This window comes from Streptomyces sp. RLA131 (assembly GCF_056270125.1).
On sequence record NZ_JBWDOQ010000002.1, the window covers coordinates 3,150,406 to 3,170,745 of the forward strand.

The 20,340-nt window shown below is 71.8% G+C and carries 9 protein-coding genes and 2 pseudogenes; 10 read left to right on the forward strand and 1 reads right to left on the reverse strand.

Features of this window, described 5'->3' with window-relative positions; translation table 11 throughout:
• The first annotated feature begins 205 nt into the window (after nt 1-205).
• The 9 genes and pseudogenes from RWE79_RS15275 to RWE79_RS15315 all read left to right on the forward strand — a co-directional run bounded on the left by RWE79_RS15275 (nt 206) and on the right by RWE79_RS15315 (nt 14,662).
• Complete coding sequence (locus tag RWE79_RS15275) at nt 206-1,975, forward strand: serine/threonine-protein kinase (protein ID WP_475940619.1); 1,770 nt, start codon at nt 206-208, stop codon at nt 1,973-1,975.
• 147 nt (nt 1,976-2,122) lie between these two features.
• Nucleotides 2,123-3,367, forward strand: a pseudogene (locus tag RWE79_RS15280) (serine/threonine-protein kinase); the annotation flags it as partial.
• A 69-nt stretch (nt 3,368-3,436) separates the two neighbouring features.
• Nucleotides 3,437-4,255: pseudogene (locus tag RWE79_RS15285) on the forward strand (DUF8189 domain-containing protein); the annotation flags it as partial.
• Nucleotides 4,256-4,450: 195 nt separating this feature from the next.
• Nucleotides 4,451-5,818: an ABC transporter substrate-binding protein gene (locus RWE79_RS15290; protein WP_475940620.1), complete on the forward strand. Its 1,368-nt coding sequence runs from the start codon at nt 4,451-4,453 to the stop codon at nt 5,816-5,818.
• Nucleotides 5,819-5,829: 11 nt separating this feature from the next.
• Nucleotides 5,830-7,161, forward strand: a complete 1,332-nt coding sequence (locus tag RWE79_RS15295; protein ID WP_475940621.1) for a carbohydrate ABC transporter permease — start codon at nt 5,830-5,832, stop codon at nt 7,159-7,161.
• Nucleotides 7,158-8,072 carry a carbohydrate ABC transporter permease gene (locus RWE79_RS15300; RefSeq protein WP_475940622.1) on the forward strand — a complete coding sequence of 305 codons (915 nt, stop codon included), beginning with the start codon at nt 7,158-7,160 and terminating at the stop codon, nt 8,070-8,072. Before RWE79_RS15295 ends, RWE79_RS15300 begins: the two co-directional genes overlap by 4 nt.
• Nucleotides 8,073-8,196: 124 nt before the next feature.
• Nucleotides 8,197-10,473, forward strand: a complete 2,277-nt coding sequence (locus RWE79_RS15305; protein WP_475940623.1) for a bifunctional glycosyltransferase/CDP-glycerol:glycerophosphate glycerophosphotransferase — start codon at nt 8,197-8,199, stop codon at nt 10,471-10,473.
• Between the two features lie 55 nt (nt 10,474-10,528).
• Nucleotides 10,529-12,766: a bifunctional glycosyltransferase/CDP-glycerol:glycerophosphate glycerophosphotransferase gene (locus tag RWE79_RS15310; RefSeq protein WP_475940624.1), complete on the forward strand. Its 2,238-nt coding sequence runs from the start codon at nt 10,529-10,531 to the stop codon at nt 12,764-12,766.
• A 213-nt stretch (nt 12,767-12,979) separates the two neighbouring features.
• A complete protein-coding gene (locus RWE79_RS15315) occupies nt 12,980-14,662 on the forward strand; it encodes a hypothetical protein (protein ID WP_475940625.1) in 1,683 nt (560 codons plus the stop codon).
• Here RWE79_RS15315 and RWE79_RS15320 read toward each other — a convergent pair.
• On the reverse strand, nt 14,547-19,496 hold the full coding sequence (locus RWE79_RS15320; protein ID WP_475940626.1) for an NAD-glutamate dehydrogenase: 4,950 nt from the start codon (nt 19,494-19,496) through the stop codon (nt 14,547-14,549). The genes RWE79_RS15315 and RWE79_RS15320 overlap by 116 nt on opposite strands.
• A gap of 268 nt (nt 19,497-19,764) precedes the next feature.
• On the opposite strand from RWE79_RS15320, the gene RWE79_RS15325 reads away from it, so the two are divergent.
• Nucleotides 19,765-20,331 carry a DJ-1/PfpI family protein gene (locus RWE79_RS15325; RefSeq protein ID WP_475940627.1) on the forward strand — a complete coding sequence of 189 codons (567 nt, stop codon included), beginning with the start codon at nt 19,765-19,767 and terminating at the stop codon, nt 20,329-20,331.
• Nucleotides 20,332-20,340: the final 9 nt, after the last annotated feature.

Sequence of the window (20,340 nt, forward strand, 5' to 3'; positions counted from 1 at the left end):
CCGCATACTCCCACTAGCCACCGACAAGCCGCCGCCGGTCTCCATAAAAATGATCTTGGATGATCGGTTCCTGGCCGGAACGGGCAACCAGGCGACCGTACCCCGCGTCCCAATCCCCGGGGCCGTGCCGCGTGAGAAGCCGGGTACCTCTCAGGTCGCGGCACTACAGTGGGCCGGAAAGGCCACGGACCAGGGAGCGCAGATCGTGCGGCCGGTAGGCAGCAAATACGTACTGGAGGAACCGCTCGGGCGCGGTGCCACGGGCACCGTGTGGCGGTCCCAGGTGTGCGAACCCGGGGAGAACTTCGGCAAGGCTGTCGCGATCAAGGTGCTCAAGGAAGAGCTCGCGAGCGACCCGGACATCGTGATGCGGTTCCTGCGCGAGCGCGCGGTGCTGGTCCGGCTCACGCATCCGCACATCGTCAAGGTCCGCGACCTCGTCGTCGAGGGCGATCTGCTCGCCCTGGTGATGGATCTGGTCGACGGCCCCGACCTCTACCGCTACGTGCGCGAGAACGGCCCGTTCAGCCCGGTCGGCGCCGCGCTGCTCACCGCCGCCGTCGCCGACGCGCTCGCCGCCAGCCACGCGGACGGGGTGGTGCACCGCGACCTCAAGCCCGCGAACGTCCTGCTCGCCACGGTCACCGGCGCCGACGGCAGCCCGCAGATGCACCCGATGCTCACCGACTTCGGCATCGCCCGGCTCGCCGACTCCCCCGGCGTCACGCGCACGCACGAGTTCGTCGGCACGCCCGCCTATGTGGCCCCCGAGGCCGCGCAGGGCCGGCCGCAGACCTCGGCCGTCGACATCTACGGTGCCGGCATCCTGATGTACGAGCTGCTGACCGGCCGGGCGCCGTTCCGCGGCGACAGCGCGATCGAGGTGCTGCACCAGCACCTGACCGAGGAGCCGCGCCGCCCCTCGACCGTGCCCGAGCCGCTGTGGACGGTCATCGCACGCTGCCTGCGCAAGGAGCCCGAGGAGCGCCCCAGCGCCGAGAGCCTGGCCCGCGCCCTGCGGGTCGTGGCGGCCGGCATCGGGGTGCACGCGAGTCCGGACGCAGCCGAGGCCGCGTTCGCGGTCGGCGCGCTGCTCGGGCCCGACCTGTCGCCTGCCACCGTCCCGGACAGCCGGCTCGTTCCGCCGGGGTCCGCGGACCCCACGCAGGTGCTCTCCCATCAGCAGCCCTCGTCGTACGACATGAACGACATGCACGACATGAACGCGGCCACCAGCGTGCTGCCCGCGGCCGCCCCCGACGGGACGCGGGTCATGCCGCCGATGCCGGACGGTCCTCCACAGCAGGCCGGGCAGCAGCCGCCGCAGGGCCCGCACCCCTGGGAGTCCCAGCTCAACGCCGCCCGGAACCGGGCCGAGCAGACCGAGGTCCAGTACCTCGATCCCAGCCAGGACCCGCTGCGCCGCCGTCCCCGCCGTCAGGCCGCGCCGCAGCAGCCGCCGCAGCAGCAGCCACCCCAGCAGAGTGCCCAGCCGCAGGGGTACGCCCAGCAGCAGCCGCAACACCAGCCCCAGCCCCAACCGCAGCACCAACCGCAGCACCAGCCCCCGCCGCAGTACCAGCAGCAGCCCCAGCGGCGGCAGCAGCCACCCCAGCAGCCCCGCTACCAGCAGCCGCCGCCCCAGCAGCAGCAGCCCCGCTACCAGCAGCCCCAGCCCCAGCGGTACGAGCCGCAGCGCCCGGCCGCCCCCGAACCGGCCCCGCGCAGGGAGCCGCGGCAGCGCGGCGCGAACCCGATGAAGATCCCTGGTCTGGGCTGCCTCAAGGGCTGCTTCACCATGATCCTGGTGCTGGCCGCCATCTTCCTGCTGGCCTGGTACGTCGGCCCGCTGCAGGGCTGGTTCAACACCGGCAAGGGGCTCTGGGACAGCGTGAGCCACTGGGTCCACCAGGCCTGGGACTGGGCGTCCTCGATCGGTGACGCGGCCGGCGGCGGCCCCGGCGGAGGGCCGTAGAGCACCCGAGGTTGGAGATTTGTCGACTTCCAGAGGGTGATTTCTCCCGCAGAAGCCACAGTCGCCCCCGACTCGTTCCCCCAATCGGCTCTCATCCGCGTAGCTTTGTCGCCAACACGACGGATCGTCGGAGGAGTCGAAGCAGCCTTGGCACGGAAGATCGGCAGCCGGTACACCGCCCACCAGGTGCTGGGGCGGGGTTCCGCCGGGACGGTATGGCTGGGCGAGGGTCCCGACGGGCCCGTCGCGATCAAGCTGCTGCGCGAGGACCTCGCCTCCGACCAGGACCTCGTCGGCCGCTTCGTGCAGGAGCGCACCGCCCTGCTGTCGCTGGACCACCCGCACATCGTCGGCATCCGCGACCTGGTCGTCGACGGCAGCGACCTCGCCCTGGTGATGGACCTGGTCCGGGGTACGGACCTGCGCTCGCGGCTGGAGCGTGAGCACCGGCTGACCCCCGAGGCGGCCGTGGCCATCGCCGCCGACGTCGCCGACGGGCTGGCCGCCGCGCACGCCGCCGGGGTCGTGCACCGCGACGTCAAGCCCGAGAACGTACTCCTGGACTCGGCCGCGCCGCCCGGACCGGGCGGCGCCCCGCCCGCCCTCCTCACCGACTTCGGCATCGCGCGGCTGGTGGACTCCCCGCGCCGCACCCGCGCGACCCGCATCATCGGCACGCCCGACTACCTCGCCCCCGAGATCATCGAGGGCCTGCCGCCCCGCGCCTCCGTCGACATCTACGCCCTCGCCACCGTCCTGTACGAACTCATCGCGGGGTTCACGCCCTTCGGCGGCGGCCACCCCGGCGCCGTACTGCGCCGCCATGTCACCGAGTCCGTGGCGCCGCTGCCCGATCTGCCGGACGAGCTGTGGCAGCTGCTCGCCCAGTGCCTGGCCAAGGCCCCGGCCTCGCGGCTCAAGGCGAGCGAACTGGCTGCCCAGTTGCGCGAGTTGCTGCCCCAGCTGGCCGGGCTGCCGGTGATCGACGTCGACGCGCCGCACGACGCGCCCGAGCCGGTGGGCGGCGACCTGTACGAGGTCGACTTCGACGCGGAGCCCTACGAGCCGCCCGGCCGGCGCGGCGCCGTGCCCCTGGTCCGGGGGGCCGCGCCCGACTCCACCCGCGACACCCACACCAGCATCAAGCTCCCCACCGCGCAGGAGCTGGCCGCAGGCCGGGCCCCCGCACCCCCGGGCGCCCCCCGGCACCGGCACCGCGCCGGAGCGCAGGACAGCCTGCGCCGGCGCCGGGTCAAGCTCGGGGCCGCCGCCGCTGCCGCGCTGGTCGCCGCCGGGATCGGCGGCTGGGCCGCCGCCTCCGGTGGCAGCGACGACAACGGCTCCGGCTCCACCAGCCGCGAGGACCGGCCCAGCGGCACCCCCACGGCGCCGGCCGCCGGCGCGGCCTCGCCGCAGGGCGCGGTCGACTCGGCGCAGACCACCACGACCACCGATACCGCGGCCGTGGTGTCGAAGTGGTCCGGCTTCCGCGCCCTGCCGTCACCGGGGGTCAGGCTGACCGGCGGACCACGGGCGGTGAACCACGCCGGGACCACGTATGTCTTCGCCCGGGGCGCGGACCGCAGCGTCTGGTACTACGACGGCGGCTGGCACCGGCTCACCGGGATAAGCGTGTCCGACGACCCGGCCGTGGTCTCCGCGAGCAGCGGCAGCCTGGACCTGTTCGCGCTGGGCACCGACCACCTGCTGTACCGCCGTACGCTCACCGCCGCCGGCTGGGGCGGCTGGTACCAGGTCGACCAGCGCACCGAGTTCGACTCCGCTCCCGCCGCCGCCTCCTCCGAGCCCGGCCGTATCGACCTCGTCGGCCGGGTCGGCGGCGACCTCGTCACCGCCTCCCTGGTCGACGGCCGCTGGAACGCCTGGGCCCTGGTGCCCACGGCGGGCAGGATCACCTCCGCCCCCGGGCTGGTCTCGCTGCGCAAGGGCTCGCTGGACGCCTTCGTCGTCCGCAAGGCCGACGGCGCCGTGCTGCGGCTGTCCTACGTCAACGGCGCGTGGCGCCCGTCGGAGGTGGTCGAGGGGCTCGACACCACCGGCCGCCCCGAACCGGCCGCCGTGGGCTCCGCCCTCCATGTCTACGCCCCCGCCTCCGACGGCTCCGGCCTGACCGAGGCCGTCCGTACCGCCGGTGACTGGTCCCTGGCGCAGCTGCCGTCCGGCACCGCCTCGGCCGCCGGGGTGGCCGCGTCCGGCGACCGGCTGACGGTCTATGTGCTCCGCTCCGACGGCACGCTCGCGCAGGCCCGGCAGAGCTGACGGGTCACATCCGGGTCACGATCCAACACCCCCGCGCGGACGCGCTATTGCGGCGCTCAAGAGCCAGGGCGTAGGACTGACGCGGAACGCGAAGCGGACAACGCGGGGACGGGACGCCCGGCGCAGCTGACACCGCCGGGACCGGGGCTGCCGTCGCGTGGGGCGCTGATCCGCGCTGAGGGGATGGCAAGGCACATGCACACATCCAGCAGGCGCACGCGCACAGTGATCATCGGTGTCGTGGCAGCTGCCACGCTGACAGCGGGAGCCGCGGGCTGCGGCGGAGGTGACGACAGGACACCCGCGAAGAACGGCGGTTCGAGCGCGGGCGGACTCGAACTGCCCAGCCTCACGGGGCAGAAGCTCGAAGTGGCGGCCGTGTGGACGGGGCCGGAGCAGAAGAACTTCGTCAAGGTGCTCGACGAGTTCGAGAAGCGGACGGGCGCGACCGTGAAGTTCGTGCCGACCGGCGACAACACCTCCACCTTCCTCGGTACGAAGATCCAGGGCGGTCAGCCGCCGGACGTGGCGTTCCTCCCCCAGGTGGGCGTGCTGCGGCAGTTCGCGGCGAAGGGCTGGCTCAAGGAGGCCGGCAGCGCCGCGCAGGCACAGCTGTCCAAGAACTTCTCCCAGGGCTGGCAGGACCTCGGCGCCTACAAGGGCAAGCAGTACGGCGTCTACGCCAAGGCCGCGAACAAGTCGCTGGTCTGGTACAACACGGCGGCGTTCGACACCGCGGGGATCAAGAGCACCCCCACGAGCTGGGACGAGTTCCTCACGACCGCCGACACGCTCTACGCCTCCGGCACCGGCCCGGTGTCGGTCGGCGGGGCCAACGGCTGGACGCTCACCGACTGGTTCGAGAACGTGTACCTGTCGCAGGCCGGCCCGCAGAAGTACGACCAGCTCGCCGAGCACAAGATCAAGTGGACCGATCCCTCGGTCAAGCAGGCGCTGACCACTCTCGGCAAGCTCTTCGGCAACAAGAACCTGGTGGTGGGCGGCGCCCGCGGCGCGCTGCAGACCGACTTCCCCAAGTCGGTGACGCAGACCTTCACCGGCAGCCCCGCCAAGGCGGCGATGGTCTACGAGGGCGACTTCGTGTCGGCGTTCATCTCGGCGAACACCAAGGCCAAGGTCGGTACGGACGCCAAGGTGTTCCCCTTCCCGGCCGTGGACGACGGGAAGGCGCCGGTGGTCAGCGGCGGTGACGTCGCGGTGGCGCTGAAGGACTCCAAGGGGGCGCAGGCCCTGCTGACCTTCCTGGCCTCGGCCGACGCGGCGAGGATCTGGGCGTCGTCGGGCGGCTTCCTGTCCCCCAACAAGTCGCTGGAGCTGTCCGCCTATCCGGACGACGTGTCGCGGGCCATCGCCAAGTCGCTGATCGCGGCGGGCGACGACTTCCGCTTCGACATGTCCGACCAGGCGCCGGCCGCGTTCGGCGGCACCGACGGCAAGGGCGAGTGGAAGGATCTGCAGGACTTCCTGAAGAACCCGAAGGACATCGCGGGCACCCAGTCCTCGCTGGAAGCGGACGCCGCCAAGGCGTACGCGAACAGCTGAGGCGGGCGCAGATGGCCACCACGGCTGCGAGCGCACCCGTACCGAAGAGCCGCAGGAGCGTCACCCGCACCCGCCTGTGGGTGGCGGCGCTGTTCCTGCTGCCCGCCCTCGTGCTGCTGGGCGCGCTGGTGGTGTACCCGATCGGGTACACCGTCCGGCGCAGCCTGTACGACGCCGCGGGCGGCGGCTTCGTCGGGCTGGACAACTACGGCTCGGTCTTCAGCGACGACAGCACCCTGACCGCCCTGAAGAACACCGCGGTCTGGGTGGTGGTGGCCCCGGTGCTGGCCACCGCGCTCGGGCTGGTCTTCGCGGTGCTGACCGAACGGGTCAGCTGGGGCACCGCGTTCAAGCTGGTCGTCTTCATGCCGATGGCGATCTCGATGCTGGCGGCCGGGATCATCTTCCGGCTGGTGTACGAGCAGGACCCGGCCCGGGGCGTGGCCAACGCGGTGGTGGTCGGCGTGCACGACACCTTCTCCGGGTCCTCGGCCTATCCGGGGGCCGGGGCGCGCGACGGCGGGCCGCTGACGAAGTCGGCGGGCGGCTCGTTCACCACCGGGGCCACCGTGCGGGCCGGGACCCCGGTCGCCCTGCCGCTGATCGGCATCGCGGCCGCCAAGCTGCCGGCCGGGACGCGGGACGCCCGCGCCGCCGACCCGGGCCCGGGGGTGACCGGCACCGTGTGGCTGGACTTCACCCCGGGCCAGGCCGGCGGCTTCGGGAAGATCGGCGCGGGTGAGAAGGCCCTCAGGGGTGTCCGGGTGGAGGCGGTCCGGGACGGCCGGGTCGTGGCCACCGCCACCTCCGGCGCGGACGGCACCTTCTCGCTCCCGGAGTCCGCCGACGGGGCCCGGCTGCGGCTGCCCGCCTCGAACTTCGCACAGCCGTACAACGGCATCGACTGGCTGGGCCCGTCCCTGGTCACCCCGGCCATCATCGGCTCGTACCTGTGGATGTGGGCGGGCTTCGCGATGGTGCTGATCGCGGCCGGGCTGGCGGGGCTGCCGCGCGAACTGCTCGAAGCGGCCCGGGTGGACGGCGCCAACGAGTGGCAGGTCTTCCGCAGGGTGACGGTGCCGCTGCTGGCGCCGGTGCTCGTGGTGGTGCTGGTCACGTTGATGATCAACGTACTGAAGATCTTCGACCTGGTCTTCATCATCGCGCCCGAGCCGTCCCAGCCGGACGCCAACGTGCTGGCGCTGCAGCTGTATCTGTCCTCCTTCGGCGGGGGCAACGACCAGGGGGCGGCCAGTGCGATCGGCGTGGTCCTGCTGCTGCTCGTGGTGCCCGTGATGGTGGTCAACATCCGCCGTATCCGCAGGGAGAGGAAGGGCAGATGACGATGACTTCGCCACCGGCGCCGTCCGCACCGCTTTCACCGCCGGCGCCGCCGTCCGCGAAAGGCGGCGCCGCCGCACGGCTGGCCGGCCGCGCCGGCGGCGGGGTGATGCGGGTCTTCCTGATCCTGGTCGCGCTGTTCTGGCTGATGCCGACGATCGGCCTGCTGGTCTCGTCCTTCCGGGGCCCGTCGGACATCGGGGCGACCGGCTGGTGGACGGTGTTCACCGAACCGGCGCAGCTGACCTTCGCCAACTACCACCAGCTGCTGGGCAATGACGCCGTCACCTCGTCACTGCTCAACACCATCCTGATCACCGTCCCGGCGACCCTGCTGGTGGTGGTGATCGGCTCGCTCGCCGGCTACGCCTTCGCCTGGCTGGACTTCCCCGGCCGGGACTGGTGGTTCCTGCTGGTGGTGGGGCTGCTGGTGGTGCCGGTCCAGATCGCGCTGATCCCCATCGTGAGCCTGTTCCGCGACCTCGGGATCTTCGGCAGCATCGTCGGGGTGGTGATCTTCCACGTCGGCTTCGGGCTGCCGTTCGCGATCTTCCTGCTGCGGAACTTCTTCGCGGAGATCCCCCGCGAACTGCTGGAGGCGGCACGCCTGGACGGGGCGGGCGAGCTGCGGCTGTTCGCCACCGTGGTGATGCCGCTGGGCGGGCCGGCCATCGCCTCGCTGGGCATCTTCCAGTTCCTGTGGGTGTGGAACGACATGCTGGTGGCGCTGATCTTCACCAACGGCGACTCCCAGCCGCTGACGGTCGCACTCCAGCAGCAGGTACGCCAGTTCGGCAACAACATCGACGTCCTCGCGCCGGGCGCGTTCGTGTCGATGGTTGTTCCGCTGATCGTATTCTTCGCCTTCCAAAGGCAGTTCGTCTCCGGGGTGATGGCCGGAGCCGTGAAGTAGCCGTAACCAGATCACCGTTCGCGGCGTTGCCCGGAATATAACGGGCACACGCCGCGTACGTCGCAGCTCATCCTATAACCGGCGCAGCCCGCTCCGTGCCCGCTGCCGACGTTACGGATGTGCCTTGACCCGCTTCAGCGTCATCGTGCCCGCCTACAAGGTGCAGGCATACCTGCACGAGTGCATGGAGTCGGTCCTCGGACAGAGCTTCTCCGACTTCGAGCTGCTCGCCGTCGACGACTGCTCGCCCGACGCGAGCGGCGGCATCCTCGACGAGTTCGCGGTCCGTGACGCGCGGGTGACGGTGCTGCACCTGCCCGAGAACGTCGGCCTCGGCCGGGCCCGCAACGCCGCGATCTCCCGCGCCACCGGCGACTACCTGCTCTTCCTCGACAGCGACGACACCCTCACCCCCGGCTCCCTCCAGGCCGTCGCCGACCGGCTCAAGGAGACCGACGAGCCCGACGTACTGGTCTACGACTACGCCCGCACCTACTGGGACGGCCGCAGCACCCGCAACCAGCGCGCCGACCTGCTCGCCCACCGCCCCGGCGAACCCCCCACCTTCACCCTCGCCGACCGGCCCGGCCTGCTGCGGCTGCTCCAGGTCGCCTGGAACAAGGCGTACCGGCGGGAGTTCGTCGAACGGCGCGGCTTCACCTTCCCGCCGGGCTACTACGAGGACACACCCTGGACCTACCCGGTACTGCTCAACGCCCGCAGCATCGCCGTACTGGACCGGGTCTGCGTCAACTACCGGCAGCGGCGGCAGGGCAACATCCTCAGCACCACCAGCCGCAGACACTTCGACATCTTCGACCAGTACGACCGGGTCTTCGGCCACATCGACCGCGACCCCTCCCTGGACCGCTGGCGCCCCGCCGTCTTCGCCCGGATGACCTCCCACCTCGCCACCGTCTACGGCTCCCCCGGACGGCTGCCGCGCTCCGCGCGCGCCGCCTTCTTCACCCGCTGCCGGCAGTACCACAAGCGCTACCGCCCGGCCGGCGGCGGCGCGCGCACCCAGGCCCGGCACCTGCTCCTCGGCCTGGGCGCCCGCCGCACCTTCGACGTGCTGCGCGCAGCCGGCCGGCTGCGGCGCGTCCTGCGCCGCCGGGCGGCCGCGGCCCACCGCACGCTGCGCGACGCCGCCCTCCGGCTCCACTACGCCGTACAGCGCCGCCGCCCCCTCGACCCGGAACTGGCCGTCTTCAGCGCCTACTGGGACCGCGGCTACGCCTGCAACCCGGCCGCCATCGAAACCGCCGTGCGCGCCCTGGCCCCGCACATCCGCACCGCCTGGATCACCACCGCCCGGCACGCCCACACCCTCCCCCCGGGCGTACACCGGCTGCACCCCGGCTCCGCCGCCTACTGGACGGCCCTGGCCCGCGCCACGTACGTGGTCAGCAACGTCAACCTGCCCGACCGCTACGCCAAACGGCCCGGCCAGATCAACGTCCAGACCCACCACGGCACCCCGCTCAAGCGCATGGGCGTGGACCTGATGGACCGCCCGGCGGCCGCCCGCGACACGGACTTCGGGCGGCTGCTGCGGCACGCCGACCGCTGGGACTTCAGCGTCTCCGCCAACCGACACTCGACCCTGACCTGGGAACGCGCCTACCCGTCCGGCTTCACCACCCTCGAATACGGCTACCCGCGCAACGACGTCCTCCAGCGGGCCACCGCCGAGGACGTACTGCACATCCGCGCCGGCCTGGGCATCCCCCCCGACGCCACCGCCGTGCTGTACGCCCCCACCCACCGCGACTACCGGCGCGGCTCGCACACCCCCGCCGACCTGCGGCGCCTCGCCCGCGAACTGGGGCCCGGCTTCGTGATCCTGCTGCGCACGCACCACCTGACCGAGGGCGGCCCGCCGACGGCCCCGCCCGAGGGCGTCATCGACGTCTCCGCGCACCCCTCGGTGGAGGAGCTGTGCCTGGCGGCCGACGTACTGCTCACCGACTACTCGTCGATCATGTTCGACTACGCCAACCTCGACCGCCCGATCGTGCTGCACACCGAGGACTGGGCGGCCTACCGGGCCGCCCGGGGCACCTACTTCAACATCGTCGCCGAGCCGCCCGGACCGGTCGCCCGCACCGAGGACGAACTGATCGGCATCCTCACCGGCGACGCCTGGCGCGGCCCCCGCTCCGCCGAACTGCGGGCCGCCTTCCGAGCCCGCTTCTGCCCGTACGACGACGGGCACGCCGCCGAACGCGTCGTACGCCGGGTCTTCCTCGGCGAGGACGGCGGCCTGCCCGCCGTCATCCCGCTGCCGCACCGCCGCCCCGCCCCCGCGCCCAACCGGGCCCGCGCCCTGACCCCGCGCCCGCCCAGCGGTGTGCCCGCACCCACGCTCAGCCCCTTCGAGGTCCATCCGCAGGCATGACCTCGCGAGGTGAATCCCGGTGAACCATCTGTCCCCGGCACAACAGGAACCCCCCATGCCCCGCTTCAGCATCATCGTCCCGGTCCACAAGGTGCAGGGCTACCTGCGGGAATGCCTCGACTCGGTCCTGTCGCAGTCGTTCCCCGACACCGAACTGATCGCCGTCGACGACGCCTCGCCCGACAACTCCGGCCGCATCCTGGACGAGTACGCCGCCCGCGACACCCGCGTCATCGCCGTCCATCACGACACCAACCGCGGTGTCGGCGCCTCCCGCAACACCGGGGCGGCCGCCGCCACCGGCGACTACCTGCTCTTCCTCGACGGCGACGACACCCTCGCCGCCGGCTCCCTGGACGCCGTCGCCGACCGGCTCAAACAGAACGAGGACCCGGACATCCTCTACTTCGACCACGTCCGCACCTACTGGTGGGACTCCGCCGAGAAGAGCCTGTTCGGCGAACTGCTGGCCTCGGCAGGCACCGACGTCTTCCGCATCACCGAACGGCCCGAGTTCCTCAAGCTCTTCGCGATGACCTCCAACCGCGTCTACCGCCGCGACTTCTACCGGGGCGACCCCGGGTTCGCCTTCAGCGACGGCATCTACGAGGACGCGCTGGTCTCGTACAAGACCATGCTCACCGCAGAACGCATCGCCTGCCTCAACCGGGTCGTCCTGGAGTACCGGCAGCGCCGCAACGGCGCCAGCACCCGCAGCCCCGGCCGCAATCACTTCGTCATCTTCGACCAGTACACCCGGCTCTTCGCCTTCCTCGACGGCAAGGACCACCTGGACGCGCTGCGCCCCCAGCTCTTCGAACGGGCCCTGGCCCACTTCCTGTTCTGCCTCAACAACCCCGACCGCATCCCGCCCGCGCTGCGCCGCGAGTTCTTCCGGCTGGCCGTGGCCTGGTACCGCCGGCACCGGCCCGCCGGGTTCGTCCCGCCCGCCGAGCTGCGGCCCTTCGCCCGCGGCGGCTACGCCCGGCTGCGCGCCCGGGAACGGGCCGCGCGCGCGCACCGCGACCTGACCAGACGCCGCCGCAAGGCGCGGCGCACCGCCGCCACCCGCTTCAAGTCGGCGCTGTACCGCTTCCACCTGCGGCGGCCCGTCGAGCCCGACCTCGCGGTCTACGCGGCCTACTGGGACCGGGGAGTGCTCTGCAACCCGGCGGCGATCTTCCACAAACAGCAGGAACTGGCCCCGCACATCCGCGCGGTGTGGGTGATCCGCAAGGCCGACACCGGCCAGGTGCCCCAGGACGTGGACTACGTGGTGCCGGGCACCAGGCGCTACTGGCGGACCATGGCCCGCGCCCGGTACCTCATCAACAACGTCAACTTCGCCAACGCCGTCGTCAAGCGCCCGGGCACCGTGCATGTGCAGACCCACCACGGCACCCCGCTCAAGAAGATGGGCATCGACCAGCAGCGCTACCCCGCCTCCGCCAACGGCATGAGCTTCCGCCGGCTGCTGGACCGCGTCGACCGCTGGGACCTCAGCCTCTCCTCCAACCCGCACTCGACGGAGGTCTGGGAGCGGGTCTACCCCTCCTCCTTCCGCCAGCTCGAATCGGGCTACCCGCGCAACGACGTCTACTTCACGGCCGGCGCCGCCGAGGTCGAGGCGGCCCGCACCGCGCTGGGCATCCCGGCCGGCCGCACCGCCGTCCTGTACGCCCCCACCATGCGCGACTACCAGAAGGGCTACGTCCCCCGCCTGGACCTCGCCCGGGTCTGCCGCGAACTCGGCCCGGACTTCGTACTGCTGGCCCGCACCCACTACTTCCACGCCGGCGACGAGACCCTGACCGAACTCCACGACCGGGGCCTGGTCATCGACGTGTCCCGGCACCCGTCGGTCGAGCAGCTCTGCCTGGCCGCCGACGCCCTGGTCACCGACTACTCGTCCATCATGTTCGACTACGCGAACCTGGACCGGCCCATCGTCATCCACGCCGACGACTGGCCGGTCTACCGGGCCTCCCGCGGCGTCTACTTCGACCTGCTGTCCGGCGAGCCCGGCGAGACCCCCGGCGCGGTCTCCACCTGCGACGAGGAGTTCGTCCGGGTCTTCCGCGACGGCGCGTGGAACAGCGAGCGCTCCGCCGAACTGCGGGCCGCGTTCCGGGCCCGCTTCTGCGCCTTCGACGACGGCCGGGCCGCCGAGCGCGTCGTCCGCCATGTCTTCCTCGGCGAGGACCCCCTCCTGCCCCACATCCCGCCGGCCGACCGCACCCTGCCCCCGCCGCCCTCCGCGATCACCGACCGCACTCCGGTGCCCGCCCCCTGAACGGCCGGCGCCGTGGCCGCAGGCGTTCACCGGGTCGCGCAGCCCTCGGCCGCGCTTGTCCTCAATCGCCGGACGCGACCCGGGGAACCGACCCGGTCACAACGCCGGCGCCGGCGATGTCCCTAGCCCGTACGGCCCAGCCGCTGTGGCAACCCGCCGGAACGCCCGGAAAGCTCGTGCGTGACCGTGACGAGAGGGGCCGCAGTGGCTGGGGTGCTGACCACGATCCAAGAGAGTCCGCAGGTCATCGGGTACCGGGCGGGACAGGCAAGGCAGGCGGGACGGGGAGGACAGCCGGGACTGGGCACGGACCCCGGCCGCCGGCTCACCTCCTACCGGCTGGCCGGAGGCCTGTTCTGGCTGCTCGTGTCCGTCCGGGCCTGGCACAGCACCGTGGCCGCCGACTTCGGGCAGCACGCCGCCGCCGTGGAACGCGTCAGGGCCGACTGGCTCCACCCGGCCAACCCGCTGCTGGACCTGCCTGCCCACAGCAGCCCGTACTTCACGCCCTACACCGTCGCCCTGGGGCTGATCGCCAAAGCCACCGGCCTGGCCGGCTGGGAGATCCTCAAGGCCTGCGGCCCGCTCAACCTCGCCGTCGTCGTCACCGGCATCGGCGCCTTCACCCGCACCCTCAGCAACCGCCGCCGGGCCCCCGTACTGGCGCTGGCCGCGTACGTACTGCTCTGGGGGCCGGTGTACGCGCAGTGGAGCGGCTTCCTCGGCCTGCAGTCGCTGACCAGGGGCGTGTCCTACCCCAGCGCGCTGGCCGTCGGCCTGACCTTCCACGTGTGGGCGCTCACCCGGCGCTTCACCTGCGACGGCGCCGGGCCCTGGGCCCATGTCGGGCTCGGCGTGCTCACCGGGCTGGTGCTGCTCGTCCACCCCTTCACGGCCATGGGCGCCCTGGTCGGCATGGTGGCCCTGATCATCGGCGGCCAGCGCCGCTGGGCCCGGGCCCCGATCGCCGGGCGGTGGGCGCTGACCGGCGCCGTGGCCTTCGCCGTGGCCGCCTGGTGGCCGTACTTCAGCGTGTTCGCCCTGGCCGGCGACCCCACCGTGGACCCGGTCCACCGGCTGCTCTACCAGCACCTGTGGGCCTGGTACGGGCTCGCCCTCGCCGGGCTGCCCGCGCTCGTCCGGCGGGCCCGGCGGGACCTGTTCGACCCGCTGGCCGTCATGTTCGCGCTGGGCTGTGCCATCGCCGCGTACGGCTGGTTCAGCGGGCACTACGCCTACGGGCGGATCTTCGGGCTGCTGCTGGTGCCGCTGCAGTTCTCGCTGGCCGTCGAACTCGCCGAGGCCCCGCCCTGGACCTGGCGGCACCGGCTGCTCGGCCTGCTGGCCGCCGTCGCCGCCTGCTCGGGGCTGGTGGCCCAGGCCGGTGCCCTGGTCCCGCGGCGCTACGAGCCCGTCGTGCTCCAGCGCCTGCCGCAGTGGCCGAGCTACCGCTGGGCCGCCGGGGCCGTCCGCCCCGGCGACACCGTCCTGGCCCACGGCTACCACGCCACCCGTGCGCTGCCCGCCTACGGTGTCTTCCTGGTGGCCCCGACCTGGCCCGACCCGTCGGTGCCCGCCGCGCTGCGGGCCCGCCGCGCGGCGGCCGTACGGGCCTACTTCGCGGCGGGCACCGGCCCGGACGAGCAGTCACGCCTCGCCCGGGACTACCACGTGCGCTGGGTCCTCACCGAGCCCGGCGACCGGGCCCCGGCGGACGGGGTCCTGGCGGCCACCGGGCGGGCGACGGGTGAGCGGCTCTACCAGCTGTCCCCGCGCGCCCCTAGCGATGCGTTCGCAGCAGCGTACGGATCGTGCGCATCGCCACCGACAGATTCGCCAGGTCGTACGACTCCGACGTCTGGATCTCCTCCAGTGTCGTGCGGGCCCGCCCGATGAGCGCCCCGTTCGACTCCTCCCAGGCCTCGAACCGCTGCTCGGGCGTGGAGGTGCCGTTGCCCACCGACAGCACGTCGGCGGTGAGGGCCGCGTGGGCCGCGAAGAGGTCCTCGCGGATGGCGGCCCGCGCCATGGACTGCCAGCGGTCGGCGCGGGGCAGTTCGATGATGCGATCGAGCAGCCCGGTGATGCCCAGCCGGTCGGCGATGTCGTAGTAGACCTCGGCGACGTCCAGCGGGTCCTCGTCGGTGCGGTCGGCGACATCGACGATGTCCAGGGCCGGGAAGGCGGAGGAGAACCCGGCGACCCGCGTCGCCAGTTCCTCCGGCACGCCCGCGCCGGTCAGCTCGTCGTGGATGGACTGGTACCACTCCAGGTCGGCGCCGCGCAGCAGCTTGGGCAGGGCGGCCCACACCGTGGCGACGCGATCGCCGAAGAAGTCGATGGTGCCGGCGATCTCCAGCGGCTGCGGGCGGTTGTTGAGCAGCCAGCGGGTGCCGCGCTCGACGAGCCGCCGCGAGTGCAGCCGGACGCGGGTCTGGACGGCGGCGGGCACCGCCCCGTCCAGCGCCTCGACCTCGTCCCAGATGCGGCCCAGGCCGAAGATGGCGCGGGCCGCGGTGTGGGCGCGGACGATCTCCTCGGTGGTGGCGCCGCTCTCCTCCTTGAAGCGGTGGAGGAAGGTCGTACCGGCCGTGTTGACGGTGTCGTTGACCAGGATGGTGGTGACGATCTCGCGGTGCAGGGCGTGCTGCTCGATCTGCGCCTCGAAGCTCTCGCGCAGCGGGAGCGGGAAGTACTCGTGCAGCAGGGCCCGCAGGTACGGGTCGTCGGGCAGCCCGGTGCCGATGAGCTCGGCGGCGACGGTGATCTTCGTATAGGCCAGCAGTACGGCCAGTTCGGGCTGGGTCAGGCCCCGTCCGGAGGCGAGGCGTTCGCGGATCTGGCGGTCGGTGGGCAGGAACTCCAGGGCCCGGTCCAGGTCGCCGTCGCGCACGAGGCGGCGCAGATAGCGCTGGTGGGCGTGGAGCAGACTGCCGGACTGGGCCATGCCGTTGCCCAGCGCCACGTTCTGGGCGTAGTTGTTGCGCAGTACGAGGGCGCCGACCTCGTCCGTCATCCCGGCGAGCAGCTTGTTGCGCTGCTTGACCGTCATGTCGCCGTCGGCGACGACCGCGTTGAGCAGGATCTTGATGTTGACCTCGTGGTCGGAGGCGTCGACACCGGCGCTGTTGTCGATCGCGTCACTGTTGATCCGCCCGCCGGCGAGGGCGAACTCGATCCGCCCCAGCTGGGTCAGGCCCAGGTTGCCGCCCTCGCCGACGACCTTGGCGCGCAGCTCGTTGCCGTCGACCCGGATGGGGTCGTTGGCCTTGTCGCCGACGTCGGCGTGGGACTCCGTGGAGGCCTTGACGTAGGTGCCGATGCCGCCGTTCCACAGCAGGTCCACCGGGGCCTGGAGGATGGCCTTCATCAGCTCGGCCGGGGTGAGCTTGGCGACGGCCTGGTCGATGCCCAGCGCCTTGCGGATGTGCGAGGTGATGGTGATCGACTTGGCGGTACGGGGGAAGATGCCGCCGCCGGCCGAGATCAGCGAGGTGTCGTAGTCGGCCCAGCTCGACCTGGGCAGTTCGAACATGCGGCGCCGCTCGGCGTACGACGAGGCCGCGTCCGGGTTGGGGTCGAGGAAGATGTGCCGGTGGTCGAAGGCGGCGACCAGCCGGATGTGCTCCGACAGCAGCATGCCGTTGCCGAAGACGTCGCCGGACATGTCGCCGACGCCGACGACGGTGAAGTCCTCGGTCTGGGTGTTGTGGTCCATCTCGCGGAAGTGCCGCTTGACGGACTCCCAGGCGCCCTTGGCGGTGATGCCCATCTTCTTGTGGTCGTAGCCGACCGACCCGCCGGAGGCGAAGGCGTCGCCGAGCCAGAAGCCGTAGGAGACGGCGACCTCGTTGGCGATGTCGGAGAAGGCCGCGGTGCCCTTGTCGGCGGCGACCACCAGGTAGGTGTCGTCGCCGTCGTGCCGTACGACGTCGGTGGGCGGCACGACCTGGCCGCCGACGAGGTTGTCGGTGATGTCGAGCAGACCGGAGATGAAGGTCTTGTACGAGGCGATGCCCTCGGCCAGCCAGGCGTCGCGGTCCACCGACGGGTCGGGCAGCCGCTTGCCGACGAAGCCGCCCTTGGCGCCGACCGGCACGATCACGGTGTTCTTGACCATCTGGGCCTTGACCAGGCCGAGGACCTCGGTACGGAAGTCCTCGCGGCGGTCGGACCAGCGCAGCCCGCCGCGCGCGACCTTACCGAAGCGCAGGTGGACGCCCTCCACGCGCGGCGAGTACACCCAGATCTCGTACGCCGGGCGGGGCGCGGGCAGGTCGGGGATCGCCTGCGGGTCGAACTTCACCGACAGGTAGTCGTGGGGGTGGCCGTCCTCGCGGCGCTGGAAGTAGTTGGTGCGCAGCGTCGCCTTGATGAGGGTCAGGAAGGCCCGCAGGATGCGGTCCTCGTCGAGGCTGGCGACCTGGTCGAGGGCGGCGTCCAGCTCCTCCATCAGCGCGTCGGTCAGCTCACTGCCCGCGCGCTGGTGGTCCGGGGACATCCGGGCCTGGAAGAGGTTGACCAGCAGCCGGGTGGTGTGGACGTTGGAGTGGAGGGTGTCCTCCATGTAGTCCTGGCTGAAGGTGGAGCCGGCCTGCCGCAGGTACTTGGCGTACGAGCGCAGCACCACGGCCTGACGCCAGGTCAGTCCGGCGCGCAGCACCAGCGAGTTGAAGCCGTCGTTCTCGGCCTGGCCGGTCCAGACGGCGGCGAAGGCCTCCTGGAACCGCTCGCGGGCGTCGTCGCCGAGGTCGCCCAGCGAGCGGTCGACGCGCAGCCCGAAGTCGTAGATCCAGGCGCGGCTGCCGTCCCCCCGGCGCAGCTCGTACGGGCGTTCGTCGACGACCTCGACGCCCAGCCGCTGGAGGATCGGCAGCACGGCGGAGAGGGAGACGGGCGCACCGGTGCGGTAGATCTTGAAGCGGCGCTCGTCGGGCGCGGCGCTGACCGGCTCGTACAGGCTGAGGGTGAAGCTCGAACCGTCGGGGGTGTCGCCGGGCGTGAGCCGCTCGATGTGCTGGAGGTCGGCGACGGCGGTACGCGGGGTGAAGTCGGCCTTGTAGCCCTCGGGGAAGGCCTGGCCGTAGCGGCGGCCCAGGCCGGCCGCGCGCTCCTCGCCGCACTCGGCGACCAGGGCCTCGGCGAAGCCGTCGGCCCAGGAGCGGGTGGCCTCGGAGAGCCGGTGCTCGATCCGCTCGACGTCGGCGTCGGTGAGGTGGACCAGCTCGGTGCCGGGCTCGACCCGCACCACGAAGTGCAGCCGGGACAGCACGGATTCGGTGTGCAGGGCGGTGAAGTCCACCGGGTGCCGGCCGTTGAGCTCCTCGACGAGGATGTCGGTGAGCTTGAGCCGTACGTCGGTGGTGAAGCGGTCGCGCGGCAGGTACACCAGGGCCGAGTAGTAGCGCCCGTACTCCTCCTGACGCAGGAACAGCCGCAGCCGGCGGCGCTCCTGGAGGTACAGCACGCTGGTCGCCACCGACAGCAGCTGCCCGACCGGGGTCTGGAACAGCTCGTCGCGGGGGTAGGTCTCCAGGATCTGCAGCAGGTCCCGGCCGTCGTGGCTCTCCGGGCCGAAGCCCGCGTCGGCCAGCACCTCGGCGACCTTGCGGCGCACGACCGGCACCCGGCGCACCGACTCGGTGTACGCGGCCGAGGAGAACAGTCCGAGGAAGCGGCGTTCGCCGACGACGTTGCCCTGCTCGTCGAACTTCTTGACGCCCACGTAGTCCAGGTAGGAGCGGCGGTGCACAGTGGCACGGCTGTTGGCCTTGGTGAGGACGAGCAGCTTGTGCTCGCGGGCCTTGGCCCGCACATCGCGCGGCAGCCGGTGGAAGGACGGCGACACGGGGTGCGGGTCGTTGTCCCGGTGCGACGGGTCGGAGCGCAGGATGCCCAGGCCGGTACCGGGGACGGGCGCCAGCACGTCCTCCTCGTCGCCCTCCGGACCGGTCTCGGTGACCAGCTGGTACTCGCGGTAGCCGAGGAAGGTGAAGTGGTCCTCGGAGAGCCAGATCAGCAGCTCCTCCGCCTCGGCGATCTCCTGCCCGGACAGCCCCTTGGGCGGGGCCGCCGCCAGCTCGCCGGCCACGAAGAGCGCGCGCTCGTGCATCTTCGTCCAGTCCTCGACCGCCTCGCGGACGTCGGACAGGACACGGCGCAGGTCGGAGGTGATCTGCTTGAGGTCGGCGCGGTCGGTCTCGCGGTCGATCTCCACATGGATCCACGACTCGACGCTCGCGTCGTGCGGCAGTTCACTCACGTCGGCGGGCCGGTCGCTGCCCAGGACTTCGAGCAGCTTGCCGGTCACGTCGCGGCGGACCACGACCTGCGGGTGGATCACCACATGGATCGCGCGGTCCTGCCGGGACAGCTCGTTGGTGACCGAGTCGACCAGGAACGGCATGTCGTCGGTGACCACCTCGACGACGGTGTGGCTGCACGTCCAGCCGTTCTCCTCGACCGTCGGGGTGTGCACCCGGACGTTCGCGGTGCCCTGGGGGCGGGTCTCGGCGAGGCGGTAGTGCGACTGCGCGGTACCGAACACGTCCACCGGGTCCCGGGAGACCAGGTCCTCGGCGGCGGTGTGGAGGTAATAGCGCTGAAGGAACGCGCGGAGCGTCTCCTCGTCGAACCCCTGGCCAGGTGGTCCCCCCGCCGGGCTGTTCTCAGCTACGCGGGCCGCCCGTGCGAGCAGGTCGGCCTTGGCTTCGTCCAGCTTGGTCTGCATGTCCTCATGCTCCTGTCGCGCGCCGTTGCGTGACGTAGGTGACGGTGTTCCGATGATCAGCGCTGATCACGCTGTAAGGCTATCGCCCCGGCAGGGGGAGCTGTCAGCGGCTCTTTGTGTACAAAACCACGAACCAATCTTTGACGAACTGGACAGTGCGGGCCGCCGGGTGCAGGTTGTTGTAAAGAACTGTTAGCGGGCGGTATCGAGAGTTTTCACAGGAGTTACAGGAACAGTCGGAAACAGCAGGAGGAGGGCGGAAGCCGCCATGACTGCCAAGATCCTGATCGTCACCGGCGACGCGGCCGAGTCGCTGGAAGTGCTCTACCCGTACCAGCGGCTGCTGGAGGAGGGCTACGACGTGCATATCGCGGCCCCCCGGAAGAAGACGCTCCGTTTCGTCGTCCACGACTTCGAGGACGGCTTCGACACCTACACTGAGAAGCCCGGCTACACCTGGCCCGCCGACCTCGCCTTCGCGGACGTCGATCCCGGCGCGTACGCCGCCGTGGTGATCCCCGGCGGCCGCGCCCCCGAGTACCTGCGCAACGACGCCGAACTGCGCAAGATCCTCAAGGCCTTCTTCGACGCCGACAAGCCCGTCGCCCAGATCTGCCACGGCCCGCTGATGACGGCCGCCGCCGACGGCCTCGCCGGCCGCCGGGTGACCGCCTACCCGGCACTCGAACCCGACATGCAGGCCGCCGGAGCCGTCTTCCAGGACTCCGAGGCCGTCGTGGACGGGGTCCTGGTCTCGGCCCGGGCCTGGCCCGACCATCCCGCCTGGATGCGGGAGTTCCTCAAGGTGCTGCGCGAGAAGGCACCGGTGGACTGACCGCCGGCG